Consider the following 21,788-nt stretch of genomic DNA (forward strand, 5'->3'; position numbering starts at 1 on the left):
CTTTCTTGGCGGTCACCGCAATACCCTGTGGGAGCGGGCTTGCTCGCGAAGAGGCCATCACATTCAACATTTATGTCGACTGTTACGCCGCCTTCGCGAGCAAGCCCGCTCCCACAGGGTTCAGCGGTGTTTTTCAGACCGGTTGCAGCGGCATCGTCAGCTCAACCCGCAAGCCGTCCGGCCGGCTATCGAAATGCAGGGTGCAACCGCAACGCTGAACGATGGCCTGGACAATCGCCAGTCCCAGACCACAACCGGTGCTCTGGCCGTTGCGCCAGAAGCGCTGGGTCAGATGTTGCAGGTCTTCTTCGGCAATCCCCGACCCATGATCGCGCACCACGAACTGCACACGATTGCCGGTGGTCTCCAGGCTCAACTCCACTGTTTTGTCGGCGGGGGTATGGCGCAGTGCGTTGTCGAGCAAGTTGCGCAGCGCGGCAATCGACAACACGGCGGGCATTTGTACCGGCGCGGCGGATACCTTGCCCGGTGCCTGAAACCTGATGCGCTGGCGATCGCCGCTCGCCGCGTCCTGGATCGCCAGCTTCGCCACTTGCTCGGCGTTGCATTGCACACCGTCGTCAAACGACAGACTGCCTTCGACGCGCGCCAGCAACAGCAATTGTTCGAGGGTCCGGTGCATGCGGTCGGCACCCTCTTCGGCCCGGGCCAGGGACTGGTCCCGGGCGCTGCCGTCAGTCATCCGCGCCACTTGCAGGTGGGTCTTGATCGCGGTCAGCGGGCTGCGCAGTTCGTGGGCCGCGTCACCGGTCAGGCGACGTTCGCGCTCGATGGTCTTGCCGATGCGCTGGAGCAATTGGTTCTGGGTTTCCAGCAAGGGTTGCAGCTCGCTGGGCAGTGGCTGGATCTGCAACGGTTCGAGGGAGTCGGCGCTGCGGCGCATCAAGGCGTCGCGCATGCGGTTGAGGGGCGCCAGCCCCTGGCCGATGCCCAGCCAGAGCAAACACAGGCAACCGAGCAGCGCCACGCCCACCGGAACCGAAGCGGCCAGCAGAATCGACATGTTCAACGCCTCGCGCTCGATCTGCCGGTCGGCGGTAGTGATGCGCAGATCGCCACGGGCCAGGGTAAAACTGCGCCACGGCGCGCCGTCGATCATCTGATCGTGAAAACCAAGTTTCTCGGCCTCCAGGGTCTGCTGCGGATCGGTGTGACTGCGGGCGAGGATCTCACCGCGCAACGAGCTGACCTGGCACGCCATGCCGCCCGGAATGTTCAGTTGTTCGGCGCTGAAATGAGTGCCCTCGCCCTTGCTCGGCACGGGCGGCAGTTGCTCCATCAGTCCGGCGACCATGCGCGCCGACGCCACCAGCCGCTGGTCGAGGGAAAACATCATTTGATTGCGCAAATCGCTGAGCATCCAGGCCGCGGCCAGGGCCCAGATCAAGGCAAAGGCGGCTCCGAGCGTCAGGCTCAGGCGCAAACGCAGGCTCATCACTTCGATTCTTCTCCGCCATCAGCCGGCCCCAGGCGATAGCCCAGGCCGCGCACGGTCTCGACAATGCCGTTGCCGAGCTTGCGCCGCAGGTGATGGATATGGACGTTGAGGGCGTTGCTCTCCAGCTCGTCGTTGAAACCGTAGACGCTGTCCTTGAGTTGCTCGGTGGATAACACGCGGCCACGGTTATGCAGCAAAGCCTGCAACAAAGATTGTTCACGACGCGACAGGTCCACCGGCTGCCCTGCGAGCGTGGTTTCGCGGCTGCTCGGGTCGTAGGTCAGGGCACCATGCTCGATCAGGTTGACGCTGCGCCCCGCCACCCGCCGCAACAGCGTGTGCAAGCGCGCAGCGAGCTCGCGCAAGTCGAACGGCTTGAGCAGATAATCGTCGGCGCCGGCTTGCAGGCCATCGACGCGGTCAGTGACCGAGTCCCGGGCGGTGAGGATCAGCACCGGGATTTCCAGGCCATGGTGACGCAACTGCTGCAGCAACTTGAGGCCATCTTCATCGGGCAGGCCGAGATCGAGCACCATGACATCAAACTCCGCGACCTTGAGCATCGCCCGTGCGGCGGACGCCGTGGCGACGTGTTCCACGGTCAGGCCCTGGGCGGTCAGGCCGGCGACGATACCGCTGGCGATCAATTCATCGTCTTCGCAAACCAGTATGTGCATGGAAAACCCTGTCGAAAGACATTGATTAAAAAGACACCGGGTTAAGCCAGGATTATGCCTTGACCGGCTGCTGACAGTCATTTCTCAAGACTGATGGTTTGTCTGGCATCCTATAAATATGTACCGCACCTGCACCCTCCTGCCTGAATAACCTGTGTGACGTACCACCCAAACTTCCATCAACACAGGTATTGACCATGTATATACACGCGGACGCATTGACGTCTTTGTTCAATTTGCTCAACACGCTTGGCTCACTGATCACCCAACTGAACGATGAGCAAAAAGCCGCCAGGAAAAAAGGTCTGCAACTTTACAACCTGGGGGAATATCGGGAATCGGAGGCCTATCTCATGATTGCCGCCACCGCAGGGGACCGCGATTCGCAGTATGCACTCGCACAGGTCATCACACTCCGGGAAAGAAGTCTCAAAGAGGAGGATAAAACCCATGCAGAGAGAGAATGGTACGTAAAGGCCGGTGCCCAGGGCGACGTCCGTGCCTTACTGCGATTAGCTGATGAAACCTCGCTTGCCAAAGCGAAAGAGCTTGCAGAGGAGCGCGCCGATCACGGCGACAGCGAAGCCATGCTGCAACTTTATGAACTAACCAAAGATATCGAATGGATGAAAAAATCTGCAGAAGCAGGATTTCTCGAAGCGCAATACAGTCTTGCTGTGCATTATGACAACGATCATTCCCTCATTCCGAACACGGATGAACGCGAAACGGCTATCGATGGCTGGCTCAAACGTGCAGCCGATGCCGGGTTCCCGAAAGCGATACATTGGTACAGCAATCGTCCGCACATCAGCCATGATCTTCCCGTCAGAAAGGAATGGCTGCTTAAATGGACGGAAACAAACGACGTTTGGTCTCTGCGCTATTACGCGTATGCGCTTGGCGGTGCATACCACGATGAAAATGGCATCGATGTCGAGTACGGCCTCGAAGAGAATCTAGTCAACGCCTACGGCCTCATGTGGCTGATTATGGAAAGCCACAAAGAGTTCAAGGGATACCAAAACATCTCAGATGTTTTTTCACAGATTGCCGAAACGTTGTCCGAAACAGATAAAGCAGCCGGCAAAGCATTTGCACAGGAGTGGAAACGCACGCATCCGCCAATGTCGGAATACCGATTGACCTATAGCGACCCTCGTTAATCCCGTGACGACGATTCGCGCTGTGAACCCGGTTTTCAGCGCGAATCAGTTCGTTAACATCCGGTTAATCGGCGGCCATCATCGTGCTCGGCAATAGCAGTTTTTAAGGCTTTTTCGATGCGCGGTATTTTTGTTTTTTTCCTCTGGCTATTTACCTGCCTGGTTCAAGCGGCGCCCGGAACCAATCCGTTCGACACCAAACCTGAATTTCTCCCGGTTGATAAAGCCTTCACGTATACCTCTGAACGTCTGGAATCCGGTGAAACCCAGCTCTATTGGCAGATCACCGACGGCTATTACCTGTACCAAAAACGCTTGAAGTTCGACGGATTGCCTGTCGAACAGCACCCCCCGCTGCCGGAAGGTGAAGCGCACAGCGACGAGTTTTTCGGTGAACAGCAAGTCTACCGCCAAGGCCTGGAGCTGAAGATTCCCGCTGGCGCCAGCGGTCAGGTCAAGGTCAGTTACCAGGGCTGCGCCGATGCCGGCTTGTGTTATCCGCCACAGACCAGGGTCGTGGACCTGGGCAACACCAATGCGCTGAATGCAGCCACTGAAGCACCGGACCAGGCGCTAGCCAGCAGCTTGCAACAACGGGCGCTGGGCTGGAGCCTTTTGCTGTTCTTCGGCCTGGGCCTGTTGCTGGCCTTCACGCCTTGTTCATTACCGATGCTGCCGATTCTGGCTGGATTGATCGTTGGCAGCGGCGCCACACCCAGACGTGGATTCGCCCTGGCCAGCAGTTACGTAATCAGCATGGCGCTAGTGTATGCGGCGCTGGGTGTACTGGCCGCCTCTCTCGGGGCGAACCTGCAAGCCTGGTTGCAGAACCCTTGGCTGCTGGGCAGTTTCGCGGCGATATTCGTACTGCTGGCGCTGCCGATGTTCGGCTTCTTCGAACTGCAACTGCCGGTGGCCGTGCGTGATCGCCTGGAAAACGTCTCGCGCAATCAACGCGGCGGCAACCTGATCGGCGCCGGGGTGCTAGGGGCGCTGTCCGGTCTGCTGGTGGGACCGTGCATGACCGCCCCACTGGCCGGCGCCCTGCTCTACATCGCGCAAAGCGGTAACGCGCTGCATGGCGGGTTGATTCTGTTCGCCATGGGCATCGGCATCGGTGTACCGCTGTTGCTGCTGGTGACCGTCGGCAATCGCTTCATGCCCAAGCCCGGCGCCTGGATGAACCTGGTCAAAGGCATTTTCGGCTTCCTGTTCCTCGCCACTGCATTGCTGATGCTGCGCCCGGTGCTGGACGAATCCCTGTGGGTCGGATTGTGCGGTGCGCTGCTGTTGATCGCGGCCTACAGCGCCTGGAAACAGTCCGAAGGTTTTGGTCGTATCGCGCACCTGTTTGGCGCCAGTTCGTTGCTGCTCGGTTTATGGGGTGGCCTATTGGTGATCGGTGCGGCCGCTGGCAGTGATGATCCGTTCAAGCCATTGCTGGTCTACCGCGCCTCGAACCAGGCTGTGGCCACCGTGCCGGTTGGCCACGATGCCTTCACCACCGTCAAGGATCCGCAGGCACTGCAACGGGAACTCGACGCCGCACACGCTCAGGGCCAGTGGGTGCTGCTGGACTACTACGCCGACTGGTGCGTGTCGTGCAAAGTCATGGAAAAGCAGGTCTTCGGCAAACCTCATGTCCTCGAAGCCTTGAGCGATGTGCGCTTGCTCCGACTGGACGTCACCGCCGACAATGCCGCCAGCCGCGAACTGCTCGGCCGCTACAAAGTGCCAGGGCCGCCGAGCCTGCTGTGGATTGGCGCGGACGGCGAAGAGCGGCGCAGCCAACGCATCACCGGCGAGGTCGATGCCGACACTTTCCTGCAACGCTGGACCATCACCCGAGACGCCCGTTAATGCTGACCTTCACCCTCGGCACCTTTGCCATTGCGCTTAATCACCTGCTGCTGATCAGTGCGCTGGCGCTGGCCACCTTTGTCGGCTGGCGGGTTGCCAGGCGCGGTGGTGAAAACCCCGAGTCGGTGCTGTTCAGCCTGTTTCTGCTGGGCATGCTGGCGGCCCGAATCAGTTTCGTGGCGGCCTATTGGGTGCACTATCGCAATGATCCGTGGCAGGTCATCGACCTGCGCGATGGCGGTTTTCTCGCCTGGCCGGGGGTGGTCGTGGTGTTGCTCGCCACGCTGTATCGCGGCTGGCGTCGCCCGGGTCTGCGCCGTCCATTGGGCTTTGGCGTGGCCAGTGGCCTGGCGTTCTGGCTGTTGGCGACCTTCTCCCTGTCGATTTACGAGCAAGGCACACGCCTGCCGGAAATCACCCTGCGCAACGCCGCCGGCGAAACCGTGCAACTGGCCGACTACAAGGGCGGCCCGTTGGTGATCAATCTCTGGGCCACCTGGTGCCCGCCGTGCCGCCGGGAAATGCCGGTGCTGGAAAACGCCCAGCAACAACGACCGGACCTGACGTTCCTGTTCGTCAATCAGGCGGAAAGCATGCAAAGCGTCGCGACCTTTCTGGAAACCCAAGGCCTGAGCCTGTCCAACGTGCTGTTCGACGGCAGCGGACGCCTGAGCCAGGCCGTCGGTTCCATGGCGCTACCGACTACGCTGTTCTACAACCCCGAGGGTCGCCTGCTGGGCAGCCATCTGGGCGAGTTGTCGGAAGCCAGCCTGGCCCGCGCGCTGGAAAACTTCGACACCGTACCCGTCACCTCTTCAAGGAAACTGCCATGTCCCGCCTCCGCCACCTGCTGACCCTGAGCCTCGGTGCTGCCCTGTTGCACCTGCCATCGGTGCAGGCCGAAGAGTTGCCCGATGCGATCAAGAAAATCGAGGCCAAGGGCGCGAAAATCGTCGGCCAGTTCGACGCCCCCGACGGCTTGCGCGGTTATGCCGCGCAATACCAGAACCGCGGCATGGCGCTGTACCTGACCCCGGATGGCAAACACGTGTTGCTGGGCAACCTGTATGACGCCGAGGGCAATGACCTGAGCAGCGCGCCATTGCAGAAACTGGTGTATGCCCCGATGGCCAAGGAAGTCTGGGCCAAGTTCGAAACCAGCAACTGGATCGGCGACGGCAAGAAGGATGCACCGCGCGTGGTGTACCTGTTCAGTGACCCGAACTGCCCATACTGCAACATGTTCTGGGAACAGGCCCGGCCGTGGGTCAAGGCTGGCAAGGTGCAGTTGCGCCACATCATGGTGGGCATCATCCGTGAAGACAGCCCGGGGAAATCCGCCGCACTGCTCGCAGCCAAGGACCCGGAAAAAGCCCTGCAGGACCACGAAGCCTCCGGCAAGGACAGTTCGCTCAAGGCCTTGAAGGAAGTGCCGCCGGCGATTCAGGCAAAGTTCGCGGCCAACATGCAATTGATGGAAGAACTGGAGTTGCAGGCGACGCCGGCGATTTTCTACATGGACGACAAGGGCAATCTGCAACAGCAGCAAGGCGCGCCGTCACCGGACAAACTGGCGAAGATTCTCGGACCGAAGTAAGCAAGATCAAAAGATCGTCCGAACGCGGGCCGCGTTCGGACGATCTTTTTTGCAAACCCTACGCCGGATTGCGCTCAGCCAAAAACTCCAGCAACGCTTGGGTGACAAAGTCCGGATTCTCCAGATTGGAAATATGCCCCGCCTCCGGCACCAGCACCCACGGGCAGCCAATCAACTCGGCCATATCACGGGCTTCACCCGGTGGCCGAGGCTTGTCCTGATCGCCGCACATCACCAGCGTGTTCGCCGCATCCAGTTCGCCCAGACGCGATAACTGATCATCGCGCCCAAACGTAATCCGCCCCATCGGCACGATGCTTTCACGCAGGCGATCCGCAGGTAGAGCCGCCAGGGAAGCATAAAAATCCCGGTAGAGTGCCGACTGCGGATCAATACCCGGCCGGAAGAAAATCGGCACCACGATATCCAGCAGCGCTGGCGTGATGACACCCGCCTCTTCGATCTGCTTCAACAGTGAAAAGTAATACTGGCGAGTCGGCTCCGGTTCGGCGCCGGCGTAGGTGTCCATCAACACCAGGCCATTGAGCCGGTGCGCTGCCGATAAGGCCAGGCGCACGCCCCACATGCCGCCGACCGACAGGCCGACCAGCGTGACCCGCTCGATGTCCAGATGGTCGAGCAGGACCAGGGCCTGACGCGCCAGGTCATCCAGGGACGTCGTACCGACAGGCAACGGCCCGGATTGGCCGTGCCCCCACAGGTCCAGGGCGATCACACGATACTGCTGCGAGAGCGCAGCAATCTGCGGCGCCCACATGGCCTGGTCCCACAGGTAACTACCGGCCAGCAGAACCGCCGGGCCGGTGCCTTGATCGATGTAGTGAAGGGCCTGTCCGTCTATCGTTACGAAGGGCATCGACTGTTTCCGCGAGTAAAAATGGAGCCGGAAGACTGAGCGGCAGGCCATCCCTCGTCAATCGCTGGAGTGTATGCGTTTGTGCCACCTTCGCGGGCAAGCTCGCCCCATAGCGATTTATGCCGATCACAGATGATGTGATCACCACAAACTACTGTGGGAGCGAGCTTGCTCGCGATGGGGCCATTACAGACGCCAGGGAATCAAAGCCCCTCCAGCTCCGCCATCAAATCATTCAAGCGATCCACCTTCTCCCCGGTGAGCTCGCTGGCCGCCAGCCCGTCGATGTACCGGGCCAGTTCTTCCACCGTGCTGCATTCGAACATCGCCCGCAACGGCACCTCCTGTTGCAGGGTTTTCTGCACCCGCGAGGCGATTTGCGTGGCCAGCAGCGAATGCCCGCCCAACTCGAAGAAGTTGTCGCGAACGCCCACCTTCTCGACCTTCAACACCTCGGCCCAGATGTCTGCCAGGGCCTGCTCCAGCTCATTGCGTGGTGCCTGGTAATCCTGACATTGCAGCTGGCCGATCTCCAGCGCAGGCAAAGCCTTGCGGTCCAGTTTGCCGTTGGCGTTGAGCGGCAGCTTGTCCAGCCACAGCCAGTGCAGCGGCACCATGTATTCCGGCAATTCGGCACGCAGGCGTTGCTTGATGCGCTCCAGGCGTTCAGCCGGATCGAACGCAACATCCGCCGCGACCAGATAGCCCACCAGATGCTTGCCGTTCGCCCCTTCCTGCACACTGACCGCTGCGTCACGAATTTCCGCTTGTTCATGCAGGCGAGCCTCGATTTCACCCAGTTCGATACGGTAACCACGGATCTTCACCTGATGATCGACACGGCCGACGTATTCCAGCACGCCGTCACTGCGACGGCGGGCCAGGTCGCCGGTGCGATACAGGCGCTCACCCGGTGCGCCGAACGGGTTCGGCACAAATACCGGGGCGGTGCGCAGCGGATCGCCGACATAGCCGCGACCGACTCCGGTCCCCGCCACGCACAGCTCACCCACCGCGCCCAGCGGCACCAGTTCCAGCGCTCCGTCGAGCAGGTACAACTTATTGTTGTCGGTCGGCGTACCGATCGGCAGGTAGCTGCCGCGAGTCGACGCCAAATCAACCCGGAAGAACGCCACGTCATCCGAGCACTCCGCCGGGCCGTAGGCATTCACGAGGCCGATCTGCGGATAGCGCAGCAACCATTGATGCGCCAGTTCCGGCGGCATCGCTTCCCCCGTCGGCAGCATCCAGCGCAAGCCGTCGAGGCTCATGCGTTCCTGGGCGAGCATGCCCTGGATCAGCGAAGGCACGCTTTCCAGCACGGTGATGCCCTGGCTTTGCACATGAGCGAGCAAACCTTGGGGATCGTGGGCGATGGTGTTCGGCACGATGTCCACCCGTGCGCCGAACAACGGCGCCGCGAGGAACTGCCACACGGAAATATCGAAGCTTTGCGACGCGGTTTGCGCGATCACGTCGGCGTCGCTCAGGTTCAGGTACGGCACCTTGCTCAACTGGTTGTTGAGCATGCCGCACTGTTCGACCATCACGCCTTTGGGCAAACCGGTGGAACCGGAGGTGTAGATCACGTAGGCGAGGTTGTCCGGGCCGCTGAAGACGCCAGGATTGTCCGCCGACACCGCCAGGGTCTGGACCTCCTCCCAGACCAGCAGCCGTGGCCGGCTGGAGCAGCCGAACGCCTCAAGCAAGGCCTGCGCCTGCTCACGACACGCTTGCGTGCACACCAGCAACGGCGTGCGGCTCAGATCGATGATCCGGTTCAGACGCTGACTCGGCAAACCCGGGTCCAGCGGCAGGTAACCCGCCCCCGCCTTGAAGCTGCCGATGATCATGCCCAGCAAATCGAGGCTGCGTTCGGCAAGCAAGGCCACTGACTGATCGCGCCCGACACCGGCGGCGATCAATGCATGGCCGAGGCGGTTGCTGCGCTGGTTCAGCTCCAGATAACTGTACTGGCGGTCCAGGCAACTGGCGGCAATCCGCTGCGGGTTCCGGGCAACCTGGGTTTCAAACAGTGCAACGTAGCTCTGCTCCAGCGGGTAATCCTGCTCGCTCTGGTTGCAGCCCTGGATGAGGAAATCCTGCTCCTCGGCCCCCAGCAACGGCAGGTCAGCCATGTCGCCATGGAAACCTTCCACCAACGCCAGCAGCAGACGCTTGAACTCACCGAGCATGCGCTCGACCGTGGTCTCATCGAAGTAGCGCTGGTCGTAGGACAGGTGCAAGCCCAGGTCATCCCCCGGATAGCACACGGCCGTGAGCGGGAAGTTGGTATGGGTCCGCCCCGAATCCGAGGTCGCGTTGAGGCTCTGCGCACGGTCCAGCACCGAGACTTCAACCGGGGCGTTTTCGAACACGAACAGGCTGTCGAACAGCGGCTGGCCCTTGGGCAGTTCGCTTTGCTCCTGGATGTTCACCAGCGGCAGGTATTCGTATTCACGCAGTTGCATGTTGTGGTCGAGCAGACCGCTGAGCCACTGGCGCACACTGCAACGCTGGCCGTCCTCGGGCATTTTCACCCGCAGCGCGATGCTGTTGATGAACAGGCCGACGGTGCGCTGCATCTGTGGCATGTCCACCGGACGCCCGGCCACGGTGACGCCGAACAGCACGTCGCGATCCCCGCTCAAGCGTCGCAGCACCAGTGCCCACGCCGCCTGGGCGAAGGTATTGATGGTCAGCTGATGGGCCTGGGCCAGTTCGCGCAATTGCACGCCGTCCCGGACATCGAGCCTTGTGTAGCGGTCGCCGACGATCATGCCGCCGCTGTCGCCGGCATGTTCGCGCAGCAATGGCCGGTCGCTCGGGATAGGCGTGGTCCGTTCGAACCCCTGCAGATTGGTTTTCCACCATTGCCGTGCTTCAGCCAGGCTTTGGTGCTGCAGCCAGCCGATGTAGTCGCGATAACGTGGCGGCATCGCCAACTGCGCTTCCCGGCCTTCGCCGAGGGCGCTGTAGATTTCGAAGAAATCGCTCATCAGCAGCGAACGGCACCAGGCATCGATGAGGATGTGGTGGTTGCTCATCATGAACCAGTAGCGCGCCTCGCCCACACGGATCAAACGCAAGTGGAACGGCGCCTGGTTGAGCAGATCGAACCCGGCCTCGCGTTCGGTCTTGAGCAGGGATTGCAGTTTCGACTCCTGCTCGGCTTCGGCGAGATCGCTCCAGTCGAGGTATTCGATCGGCGTGTCGCCCGGTTTGTGGATCACTTGCAGCATGTCTTCTCCGACGTTCCAGCAAAAGGACGCGCGCAAGGCTTCGTGGCGGGCGATCACTGCTTGCCAGGCCTGGGCGAAACGCTGCGGGTCGAGCTCGCTGTTGATGCGGTAGCGGTCCTGCATGTAGTACAGGCCGGTGCCCGGCTCCAGCAAGGTGTGCAGCAGCATGCCTTCCTGCATAGGGGTCAGCGGGTAGATGTCTTCGATGGCGGCGGCCGGGACCGGCAGCGCATCCAGTTGCGTCTGGCTGAGATTCGCCAGCGGGAAGTCCGACGGCGTCAGGCCGCCCGCGTCGTCGCGCAGGCAATGCTCGATCAAGCTGCTCAACTCACCGAGGTAGGCATCTGCCAACTCGTTGATGGTTTGCCCATCGAAGCGTTCTGCGCTGAAAGTCCAGCGCAGTACCAGTTCACCGCCATACACCTGACCGTCGACGCTCAGCTCGTTGGGTAGCGGGGCATTGCCATCGTGGGCCGCGCCAAGGGCTTCATCCAGTGGATGGAACAGCGCGTCCGCGCCGAAGCTCTGGTCGAACTGGCCGAGGTAGTTGAAGGTGATCGGCGCCACCGGCAACCCGGCCATGCGCTGGCGACTCCGGTCATCGGCGAGATAGCGCAGCACGCCATAGCCCAGGCCTTTGTGCGGCACGGCCCGCAGTTGCTCCTTGATCGCCTTGATCGACGCGCCCTGCCCGGCCGCTTCTTCGATGTTCGACGGGGTCAGGCGCAGCGGATAAGCGCTGGTGAACCAGCCGACGGTGCGGGTCAGGTCGATGTCGTCGAACAGCGCTTCGCGGCCGTGGCCTTCCAGTTGAATCAGCGCCGATGGCTGACCGCTCCAGCGGCACAGCACGCGGGCCAATGCGGTCAGCAGCAAGTCGTTGACCTGGGTGCGATAGGCACTCGGTGCCTGTTGCAGCAACTGCCGGGTACGCTCGCTGTCGAGACGCACGCTGACGCTTTGCCCATGCCGGTTCTGCCGCCCGCCCTCGGGGTGATCGCAGGGCAGATCGGCAATTGGTCCGGCCAGGTGTGCCTGCCACCAATCCAGTTCCTCGCGCAAGGAATCGCTGCCGGCGTAGGCCTGCAAGCGAGCGGCCCAGTCTTTGAAGGCGCTGGTTTTCGCAGGCAGTTTCACCGACTGCTGCGCGTGCAGTTGGCGATACACGGTTTGCAGATCGTCCAGTAGCACGCGCCATGAAACGCCATCGATCAGCAAATGGTGAATCGCGATAAACAGCCGTTGCTGACCGTCGGGACCATCGACCAGCAACACACGCAGCAACGGCCCTTCTTCAAGATCGAGGCTGCGCTGGGCATCGGCGAACAAGGCTGCGCATTTGTCCATGGACGAAACGCGCACCTGCCACAACACCGGCGCTTCGAACATCGACTGGTGCGTGGCCTGCCATTGGCCGGCGACCTTGCTGAAACGCAGGCGCAAGGCGTCGTGCTGCTCGATCACCGCCAGCAGTGCTTGCTCCAGTCGATGGGGCTCCAGAGGTGCGGTCGGTTGCAGCAACAACGCCTGGTTCCAGTGCTGGCGCTGCGGGATATCGGTGTCGAAAAACCAGTGCTGGATCGGCGTCAGACGCGAATCACCCATGATCAAACCCTGCTCGGCGCTGACCTGCTCGGTGCGGCTGGCCACGGCGGCGAGGGTCTGCACGGTCTGGTGCTGGAACAGGTCGCGAGGGCTGAAGTGAATGCCCTGCTGCCGTGCCCGGCTGACCACCTGGATCGACAGGATCGAGTCACCGCCCAACTCGAAGAAGTTGTCGTTGAGGCCGACCTGTCCGACGTTCAGCACTTCGCACCAGATCTGCGCGAGGCTCACTTCAAGCTCGTTGCTCGGCGCTACGTAGTGATGGCGATTCAGCTCCGGGTCCGGCGCCGGGAGAGCGCGGCGGTCGAGTTTGCCGTTGGCGGTCAGCGGCATGCTGCCCAGCAGGATCAGGTGCGTGGGCACCATGTAGTCTGGCAGTTGCGATTTCAGATGCGCCTTGAGGGCCTCGCGCAAGACCGATTGCTGTGCTTCGCTCTGTTCGGCGACGTCAGTCACCAGATAGCCGACCAGTTGCTTGCCGCTCGGTGCATCGAGCGCCAGCACCACCGCTTCACGGATCGATTCGTGCTCCAGCAGACAGGTTTCGATTTCACCGAGCTCGATGCGGAAGCCGCGAATCTTCACTTGATGGTCGATGCGACCGAGGTATTCCACCAGGCCATCGACGCGCTGGCGCACCAGGTCGCCGGTGCGGTAGATACGCCCGCCGCAGGCAGCAAACGGATCGGCGACAAAGCGCTCCGCGGTCATGCCCGGACGCTGGTGATAACCCTGGGCCAGGCCCGCGCCACCGACGTACAACTCGCCCGTCGCGCCTTGCGGCACCAACGCCAGGTCGGCGTCGAGAATGTAGGCCACGCGATCGCCGATCACGCTGCCGATCGGTACACTTGCGGCGCCCTCTTCCAGTACTTCAGGGGCGAGACCGGCCAGCGGCATGACCACGGTTTCGGTCGGGCCGTAGGCGTTGAAGAACTGGCTCGGCTGGAAGGCTGCGCGAATGCGTGCCAGGTGTTCACCGGTCAACGCTTCGCCGCCGGTGATGATCATGCGCACCGGCAGGGTTTCATTTTGCGTTGCCAGCCATTGCGCCAACTGGCTGCCGTAGCTCGGCGTGAAACCGAGGACATTGATGTGATGACGACGGATCAGGCCGCAGATTTCTTCCGCGTCCCACTGCCCTTGAGCCCGCAGCACCACTTGCGCACCGCTGAGCAACGGCACCAGCAAACGCTCCGTGGCAGCGTCGAAGTTGATCGAATAGAAGTGCAGTTCGCAGTCATCGGCGCGCATGGCGAAGCGCTCGATCACCGCGCGGCAATGCATGGCGATTTCGCCGTGGGACACCACCACGCCTTTCGGCTTGCCGGTCGAGCCCGAGGTGTAGATCAGGTACGCCTGATGCTGCGCCAGGCTGATCAGCGGCAGCTCGGTGGCCGGGTAACTGACCAGTGCCGCCGCGTCTTCTTCAAGGCACCAGCGGCCGACGGTCGCCGGCAATTCGCCCAAAGCCTTGAACATCGCCGCATCGCTGAGCAGCAAACCGATGCCGCTGTCTTCGATCATGTAGTGCAAGCGGTCCAGCGGGTACTCCGGATCCAGCGGCACATAGGCGCCGCCAGCCTTGAGGATCGCCAGCAGGCCGACAACCATTTCCAGCGAGCGCTCCAGTGCCAGGCCCACGCGCACCTGCGGACCGACACCGCGTTCACGCAGCATCCACGCGAGGCGGTTGGCGCGGCTGTCGAGTTCGGCGTAGCTCAGGGTCTGCCCGGCAAAGGTCAGGGCCGGAGCGTCTTTGCGCGTCAAGGCTTGCTCGGCGAACAGGTGATGGATGCACTGATCCAGCCGATGTTCGCCCGGCTCGACGCCAAGGCTGTCGAGCAGGTGTTGTTGTTCGCCACTGGCCAGCAGCGGCAACTCACTCAAGCGCTGCTGCGGATCGGCAATCAGTGCTTGCAGAAGATTGCGCCAATGCCGGGCCATTTGCGCGATACGCGCTTCGTCGAACAGATCGGTGCTGTAGGTCAGGCAGCAACCCAGGCGATGGTCGAGGTCGGAGACTTCCAGGTTGAGGTCGAACTTGGTCGCGCGGGCATCGTTGGCCAGGTACTCGACCGTCATGCCGGCCAGGGTGCGGCTTTGCTGGAACTCCCAGCGCTGCACGTTGCACATCACCTGGAACAACGGGTTGTAGGCCGCGCTTCGGGGTGGTTGCAAGGCTTCCACCAGATGATCGAACGGCAGGTCCTGATGGGACTGGCCTTCGATCACCGTGTGGCGCACCAGCTCGAACAACTCGCCGACAGACATCTGCCCGTCGAGCTGGCAGCGCAGCACCTGGGTGTTGAGGAATGCGCCGATCAGCCCTTCGCTCTCCGGTCGAATGCGGTTGGCCACCGGCGCGCCGATACGCAGGTCGGTCTGGCCGCTGTAGCGGTACAGCAGCGTGGCCAGGGCGGCGGTCATGGTCATGAACAGGGTCAGGCCGTTTTGCCCGTTGAAGGCGCGAACCCGTGCCGCGAGCTCATCACTGAGGTCAAAGCGATACAACTCACCCTGATGGCTTTGCACCGACGGACGCGGACGGTCGGTCGGCAACTCCAACAATGGGTGTTCGCGGCCCAGTTGCGCGCTCCAGTAATCGAGCTGGCGCTGACGCTCGCCGGACTCCAGCCACTGACGCTGCCACACGCTGTAATCCAGGTACTGCACCGGCAATGACGCCAGCGGTGATTCACGATCATCGACGAACGCTTCGTACAGCGCGCTCAGTTCCCGGGCAAAAATGTCCATTGCCCAGCCTTCGGTGACGATGTGGTGCAGGGTCAGAACGAAGTAGTGTTCCTGTTCGGCAGTCTTGACCAGACAGGCGCGCAGCAGCGGTCCGGTTTCCAGATCGAATGGCTGGTGCGCTTCATCGTCGGCCAGTTGCTGGACCTGCCACTCGCGGACTTCGTCATCCAGCGCGGTGAAATCCTTCCAATCCATGCGCACGCCGGTTTGCCCGTGTACTTGCTGGCGGGCGACGCCGTCGATGCTCGGGAACGTGGTGCGCAGGGTTTCGTGACGCAGGATCAGGGCTTGCAGCGCCGCCTCGAAACGCGCTACGTCGAGCACGCCACGCAACCGCGCCATGCCCCCGACGTTGTAGGCCGGGCTGTCCGGCTCCATCTGCCAGAGGAACCACATGCGCTGCTGGGAATAGGACAGCGGCACCGGTTGGCTGCGGTCGACTTTTTCAATGGGCGGCTGCTTGTTGGTGCTGCCACTGACCTGGATCAGGCGAACCTGTTCGGCAAATGCACCGAGTTCGCTGTGTTCGAACAGTGCCCGCAGCGGCAACTCGACATCGCAGGCCTGGCGGGTGCGGGAGATGATTTGCGTGGCCAGCAGCGAGTGGCCGCCGAGGGCAAAAAAATCATCGCGCAAACCGACTTGCGCCAGGCCCAGCACTTCGCGCCAGATTCCGGCGACGTGTTGCTCCAGTTCAGTCACTGGCTCGACGTGTTCGCGAACCTGCCACTGCGGTTCCGGCAAGGCACGGCGATCGAGTTTGCCGCTCGGGCCGAGGGGCATTTGTTCCAGGCGCATCAATTGTGCCGGGACCATGTATTCGGGCAGTTCGGCGGCCAAAGCGCTTTTCAGGCGGGCGGTTTGCCCGGCTTCCTCCCCGGCATGGTTCGCTGCGGTGTAGTAACCAATCAACTGCGCCCCGGCCACGGTGTCGCGCACCAGCACCACGGCTTGCGCAACGCCGTCCTGGGCCAGCAGGCGCGCCTGGATTTCCTCCGGCTCGACGCGGAACCCGCGCAACTTGACCTGCTGATCGAGACGGCCGAGGTATTCGATCACGCCATCCGCCGTCCAGCGCGCCCGGTCGCCAGTGCGATACAGGCGCGCGCCCGGCTCGCCCAACGGATCGACCACGAAGCGTTCGGCGGTCAACGCCGGGCGACCGAGGTAACCACGGGCCAGGCCAACGCCGCTGATGCACAACTCACCCGGCACACCGACCGGAACGGGATTGAGATCACTGTCGAGCACGCGGCAAATCACATTGCCCAGCGGCCGGCCAATCGGCGAGCGTTCGCCATCGGCGCTGGAGCATTGCCAGTGGGTGACGTTGATTGCGGTTTCAGTCGGTCCGTAGCGGTTGTGCAGTTGCACCGCCGGCAGTTGCGCCAGCACCCGGTTGCGCAGCTCCGCCGGCAAGGCCTCGCCCCCGGAGAACACCCGGCGCAGGCTGGTGCATTCAGCGCTCAACGGTTCCTCGATGAACAGCGAAAGCAGCGGCGGCACGAAGTGCAATGTGGTCACGCCGTACGCTTGCACCAGCTGCGCGATGCGGTGCGGATCGCGGTGTTCGCCGGGACCGGCGATCAGCAAACGTGCGCCAGTGATCAGCGGCCAGAAGCACTCCCACACCGAAACATCGAAACTGATCGGCGCCTTTTGCATCAGCACATCGGTTTCGTTCAGGCGGTAAGTGTCCTGCATCCATTGCAGGCGCTCGGCCAGCGCGGCGTGGGTGTTGCCGACGCCTTTGGGCTGGCCCGTGGAGCCGGAGGTGTAAATCACATAGACAAGGTTGTCGCCGTGCAGGTGCAACCCCGGCGCATGGCTCGGCCAGCCGTCCAGGTGCAGGGTGTCCATGGCGATCACGCTGACGCCGTCAGTCGCTGGCAGGCACTCAAGCAATCGGGTTTGCGTCAGCAGCAATTCAACACCGCTGTCGCTGAGCATGTAGGCCAGGCGTTCGGCCGGGTACTCCGGGTCCAGCGGCACGTAGGCGCCACCGGCCTTGAGGATCGCCAGCAGGCCGATCAGCAGTTGCGGCGAACGTTCGCAGGCGATGGCCACGCAAACGTCCGGGCCAACGCCTTTGTCGCGCAGGTAATGGGCCAGACGGTTGGCCCGGGTGTGCAGTTCGACGAAGTCCATCTGGCCACCGTCCCACACCAGCGCGATGCGCTGCGGGGTCTGGCGCGCCTGCTCAGTGAGCCACTCCGGCAGCCATTGGCTGGCCGCTGCGCAGGGTGCGCTGGCCCAGTCCGATTGCTGATGGTGCTCGGCAGCGGTCAACAGCGGCAGGTCACCGATGGCGGTGTCCGTTTGATCGCAGACAGCGCGCAGCAGGTTGCTGAAATGCTCGGCCAGGCGCTCGATGGTGGCGGCCTCGAACAATTCGCTGGCGTAGTCGAAGGACAGGGTCAGGCGACCGTTGCGGTCTTCTTCACTGTGCAACTGCAAATCGAACTTGGCTTCGCGGCTATGCCAGGGCAACTCTTCGGCCAACAACCCCGGCAAGCGCTTCAATGCGCCGAGGTCCCGTTGCTGATGGTTGAACATGACCTGGAACAGACCTTGTTCACGGGCTTGCGGGAAGGCTTCCAGCAGTTGCTCGAACGGCAGGTCCTGATGCGCCTGCGCACCCAACGCCACCTGACGGGTCTGCGCCAGCAGCTCAACGAATGGCAGGCGCGAGTCCACCTCGGCACGCAGCACCTGGGTATTGATGAAGAAACCGATCAGGCCCTGGGTTTCCAGGCGCGGACGGTTGGCATTGGGCACGCCGATACGGATATCACCCTGGCCGCTGTAGCGGTGCAACAAGGTCTGGAACGCAGCCAGCAACAGCATGAAGGCGGTCGATTCATGGGCCTGGGCGGTCTGGCGAATCCCATCGCTCAGGGGAGCGCCCAGACGCACGGTGTGGCGAGCGGCGCTGTGCAGTTGTTGGGCAGCGCGTGGATGGTCGGTGGCCAGGCTCAGGGTTGGATGCTTATCACCCAAGCGGTCCTTCCAGTAGGCCAGTTGACGCTCGCCTTCCCCTTGCGCCAGCCATTGCCGCTGCCAACTGCCGTAATCGGCGTACTGCGTCGGCAACGGCGCCAGCTCCGCTTGCTGGCCCTGGGAGGCGGCCGCATACAGGCGCGAGAACTCGTCGATCAGCACGTTCAGCGACCAGCCGTCAGCGATGATGTGGTGCATCGTCACCAGCAACTGATGGTCTTCGTCGTCGAGGCGAACCAGCGTCACCCACAGCAACGGGCCTTTCTCCAGATCGAATTGGGTTCGCGCTTCGTCCTCCCGGATCTGCTGCGCCCGGGCCTCACGCTCGGCGGTCGGCAGGTCGCTGATATCGATCAGTTGCAGGTTGAACCCGGCCGCCGCAACGACCTGTTGCAGCGCCACCCCGTCGCGCTCGAAGAATCGCGTGCGCAGGGATTCGTGGCGCTCGATCAACTGCTGGAAACTGGCGCGCAAGGCGTCCTCATCCAGTTCGCCGCGCAGGCGCAAGGCACCGGGAATGTTATAGGCGCTGCTTTGCGGGTCGAGTTGCCAGGTGATCCACAGGCGGTTTTGTGCCAGCGATTGCGGCATCGGTTGCTGGCGCGACAGCGCCGTGATCGAGCCCTGGGCCAGGCCACCGTCCTGTTGCAGACGGGCCACGACATCGGCGAATGCGCCGAGGGTCGGCGCTTCGAACAGCAGACGCAGGTTCAACTCCAGACCGAGCTCTTCACGCAGGCGCGCCACCACTTGCGTCGCCGCTATGGAGTTGCCGCCGAGCAGGAAGAAATGATCATCGGCGCCCACCTGCGTCACTTGCAACTGCTCACACCAGATCTGGCCGATCAGGCTTTGCAGCTCGGAGCCCGACTCGATCCGGCCTGCACTTTGTGTGGCGGCCGACGGGAACATCGCGTAGCTGTCGAGACTGCCGTCCGCCAGGCGATTGCGACACGCCGAGCGCTGCAATTTGCCGCTGGAGGTCTTGGGCAGCGCGCCCGGATTGAGCAGCACCACCACGCTCGGCGATTGCTGATACGCCTCGGCGACGGCTTGGCGAATGGCTTTGATCAAGGATTCCGGTGGCTGGATTTTCTGCACGCTGCGGCTGATTTCGGCGGCGATGCCGATACCTTCCTGACCATCAACCGTAACGGCAAAGGCGGCAACCCGGCCTTTGCGCACCACTTCCACTTCGCGCTCGACGGTCTGCTCGATGTCCTGCGGGTACAGGTTGTGCCCGCGCACGATCAGCATGTCCTTCAGGCGCCCGGTGATGAACAGCTCGCCATTGCGCAGGAAACCCAGGTCCCCGGTGCGCAACCAGGTCTGGCCGGCGTGCCGGACGAAGGTCTTGGCCGACGCCTCGGGGTTGCGCCAGTAGCCTGAGGCGATGCTCGGCCCGCTGGCCCAGACTTCGCCGACGACGTTGTCGGCCTGTTCGCCGAGGGAGGCCGGATCGATGATCAGCACCGCGTGCGCCGGTTGGCTGATACCGCAACTCATGATCGCGCTACCCTCGCCCGCTTCGACTCGGTTCTGCGCCAGGGCCTGATCGTCCACCCGCAGGTTGCCAATGCCTTTACCGCGCGCGGTGCCGGCCACGAACAAGGTGGCTTCGGCCAGACCATAGGAGGCCATGAAGCTGTCCGCGGTGAAACCGCAGGTGGCGAACTTCCCGGCGAAGCGTTCCAGGGTGTCGAGGCGAATCGGTTCGGAACCGGAATACGCCACGCGCCAGCCACTCAGGTCGAGCCGCTCCAGGGCTGACTCGCTGACCCGTTCGCTGCACAAGCGATAGGCAAAATCCGGCCCGCCGCTGATGGTGCCGCCGTATTCGCTGATCGCCTCCAGCCAGCGCAACGGCCGGCCGAGGAAATACGCCGGGGACATCAACACACAGGGCACGCCGCTGAAAATCGGCTGCAGCAGGCCGCCGATCAGGCCCATGTCGTGGTACAGCGGTAGCCAGCTGACGATGACATCGTCGGGGTTCAGGTCAATGCCGAAACCGTGGCGAATCAGCAATTCGTTGGCCACCAGATTGCCGTGGCTGACTTGCACGCCTTTGGGCAGCGCGGTGGAGCCGGAGGTGTATTGCAGGAAGGCGATGTGATCGGCCTGCAGGTCCACCGCGACCCAGCGCTCGGCCAGTGCACCGTCGAGGGTATCGACACACAGCAGCGGCGGCGCCCCTTCGATCTGCTGCAACCCTTCGCGCAGTCCGGCGCTGGTCAGCAGCAAGCGTGGCTGGGCATCGCTGATGATCGACAGCAGGCGCTCCTGATGATGACGGCGCGTCGACTCCGGCGGATAAGCCGGCACCGCGATCACCCCGGCGTACAGGCAACCGAAGAACGCCGCGACGTAATCCGGGCCGCTGGGGAACAGCAACACCGCGCGGTCGCCGACATCCGTTTGGGTCTGCAACGCGCCGGCAATCGTCCGCGCCCGCAGGTCCAGTTCGCGATAGCTGAGCAGCACCGCCTGGTCCTGGGTTTCGGCGAGAAAGCGCAGGGCCACCCGATCCGGCGTCAGGGCCGCGCGGCGCTGAAGGGCTTGGACCATTGTGCTGGGGAGTTCGAACGCGTCGCTCATGAGGTTTCCTGCCTGAATTCGGCTTGCAATTGGAATCGGTTTTCTGACGTCGCACCCTGATCGAGGGCGCGCAGGACGCGGTCTTCGCCGACCGCGCAAGGCATTGGCAATGCGGTTGTGACCGGGGCTGCTGCCCGGTTCCATTCACCAATGAGAACGGATGACGTCTGGAAATAATTAGTCGCCAGGCTGGAACGCAAAGTGGACGCAAGTGAGTCAGCGTGTCGCAGTTCTCACTCTGCACTCTTACAGCGCATTAGTTCTTTTTCTCATTTGACAATAATTATCATTAAGCCTAATTTGTCGCTCGATGTGTAGGACGGCCCCCCGGTTTTTTTCCCCGTCCCACTAACCTTTTGGCAGCAGGGTGATTTCCATGATGGAACCAGTATCCACAAGCAGGTGCGATACACCGCTACTTCAGGCATTCGTCGACAATCGACTGATCCTGGTGAAGATTGCAGCCCGAATTACCGGTTGCCGCTCACGTGCCGAAGATGTTGTGCAGGATGCTTTCTTCCGGCTGCAATCGGCCCCGCCCATCACCAGTTCGATCAAGGCCCAGCTCAGCTACCTGTTCCAGATCGTGCGCAACCTGGCGATCGACCATTACCGCAAGCAGGCGCTGGAGCAGAAGTATTCCGGTCCTGAAGAGGAAGGGCTGAATGTGGTGATCCAGGGCGCGTCCCCGGAAACGTCGCACATCAATTTCTCGACCCTGGAGCACATTGCCGATGCGTTGACCGAGTTGCCGAGCCGCACCCGCTACGCCTTCGAGATGTATCGCCTGCACGGCGTACCGCAAAAGGACATCGCCAAGGAACTCGGCGTCTCGCCAACCCTGGTGAACTTCATGATCCGTGATGCGTTGGTGCATTGCCGCAAGGTGTCGGGCAACCGGGGTGATATAGCTGCTCGCCAATAAGATCCAGGATCTGCATCGCGCCCTT

General features: G+C 62.4%; 9 protein-coding genes. 5 read left to right on the forward strand and 4 right to left on the reverse strand.

Annotated elements, in window-relative coordinates; all coding sequences use genetic code 11:
• Positions 1 to 133 precede the first annotated feature (133 nt).
• Positions 134 to 1,459 (reverse strand): ATP-binding protein, encoded by a 1,326-nt coding sequence (locus AB4O40_RS09025; protein WP_056727054.1) that lies wholly within the window; start codon positions 1,457 to 1,459, stop codon positions 134 to 136.
• On the reverse strand, positions 1,456 to 2,136 hold the full coding sequence (locus AB4O40_RS09030; RefSeq protein WP_056727055.1) for a response regulator: 681 nt from the start codon (positions 2,134 to 2,136) through the stop codon (positions 1,456 to 1,458). The genes AB4O40_RS09025 and AB4O40_RS09030 overlap by 4 nt, the downstream gene beginning before the upstream one ends.
• Positions 2,137 to 2,333: 197 nt before the next feature.
• On the opposite strand from AB4O40_RS09030, the gene AB4O40_RS09035 reads away from it, so the two are divergent.
• From AB4O40_RS09035 to dsbG, 4 genes are all read left to right on the forward strand, one after another.
• Positions 2,334 to 3,302: a tetratricopeptide repeat protein gene (locus AB4O40_RS09035; RefSeq protein WP_056727056.1), complete on the forward strand. Its 969-nt coding sequence runs from the start codon at positions 2,334 to 2,336 to the stop codon at positions 3,300 to 3,302.
• Positions 3,303 to 3,419: 117 nt separating this feature from the next.
• Complete coding sequence (gene dsbD, locus AB4O40_RS09040) at positions 3,420 to 5,162, forward strand: protein-disulfide reductase DsbD (RefSeq protein WP_409079366.1); 1,743 nt, start codon at positions 3,420 to 3,422, stop codon at positions 5,160 to 5,162.
• The gene (locus AB4O40_RS09045; RefSeq protein ID WP_223541677.1) at positions 5,162 to 6,016 is read left to right on the forward strand and encodes a TlpA disulfide reductase family protein; all 855 of its coding nucleotides are present in this window, start codon (positions 5,162 to 5,164) and stop codon (positions 6,014 to 6,016) included. Before dsbD ends, AB4O40_RS09045 begins: the two co-directional genes overlap by 1 nt.
• Positions 5,992 to 6,759: a thiol:disulfide interchange protein DsbG gene (gene dsbG / locus AB4O40_RS09050; RefSeq protein ID WP_056727059.1), complete on the forward strand. Its 768-nt coding sequence runs from the start codon at positions 5,992 to 5,994 to the stop codon at positions 6,757 to 6,759. The genes AB4O40_RS09045 and dsbG overlap by 25 nt, the downstream gene beginning before the upstream one ends.
• 58 nt (positions 6,760 to 6,817) lie before the next feature.
• On the opposite strand, the gene AB4O40_RS09055 is transcribed toward dsbG, so the two are convergent.
• Both AB4O40_RS09055 and AB4O40_RS09060 read right to left on the reverse strand, forming a co-directional pair.
• The gene (locus tag AB4O40_RS09055) at positions 6,818 to 7,636 is read right to left on the reverse strand and encodes an alpha/beta fold hydrolase (protein ID WP_460054888.1); all 819 of its coding nucleotides are present in this window, start codon (positions 7,634 to 7,636) and stop codon (positions 6,818 to 6,820) included.
• 203 nt (positions 7,637 to 7,839) lie between these two features.
• Positions 7,840 to 20,838, reverse strand: coding sequence for a non-ribosomal peptide synthetase (locus AB4O40_RS09060; protein ID WP_460054885.1), 12,999 nt, complete (start codon positions 20,836 to 20,838; stop codon positions 7,840 to 7,842).
• A gap of 376 nt (positions 20,839 to 21,214) precedes the next feature.
• Between AB4O40_RS09060 and AB4O40_RS09065 the strand changes: the two genes are divergently transcribed.
• The gene (locus AB4O40_RS09065; protein WP_056727062.1) at positions 21,215 to 21,763 is read left to right on the forward strand and encodes an RNA polymerase factor sigma-70; all 549 of its coding nucleotides are present in this window, start codon (positions 21,215 to 21,217) and stop codon (positions 21,761 to 21,763) included.
• Positions 21,764 to 21,788: the final 25 nt, after the last annotated feature.

Source organism: Pseudomonas sp. S2_F07 (genome assembly GCF_054668325.1).

What these genes read in the sequence shown, in the direction of transcription:
- AB4O40_RS09065 (WP_056727062.1), top strand. Translation starts at nt 21,215, where the DNA reads ATGATGGAACCAGTATCCACAAGCAGGTGCGATACACCGCTACTTCAG.
- AB4O40_RS09055 (WP_460054888.1), bottom strand. Translation starts at nt 7,636, where the DNA reads ATGCCCTTCGTAACGATAGACGGACAGGCCCTTCACTACATCGATCAA.
- dsbG (WP_056727059.1), top strand. Translation starts at nt 5,992, where the DNA reads ATGTCCCGCCTCCGCCACCTGCTGACCCTGAGCCTCGGTGCTGCCCTG.
- AB4O40_RS09045 (WP_223541677.1), top strand. Translation starts at nt 5,162, where the DNA reads ATGCTGACCTTCACCCTCGGCACCTTTGCCATTGCGCTTAATCACCTG.
- AB4O40_RS09060 (WP_460054885.1), bottom strand. Translation starts at nt 20,838, where the DNA reads ATGAGCGACGCGTTCGAACTCCCCAGCACAATGGTCCAAGCCCTTCAG.
- AB4O40_RS09030 (WP_056727055.1), bottom strand. Translation starts at nt 2,136, where the DNA reads ATGCACATACTGGTTTGCGAAGACGATGAATTGATCGCCAGCGGTATC.
- AB4O40_RS09035 (WP_056727056.1), top strand. Translation starts at nt 2,334, where the DNA reads ATGTATATACACGCGGACGCATTGACGTCTTTGTTCAATTTGCTCAAC.
- dsbD (WP_409079366.1), top strand. Translation starts at nt 3,420, where the DNA reads ATGCGCGGTATTTTTGTTTTTTTCCTCTGGCTATTTACCTGCCTGGTT.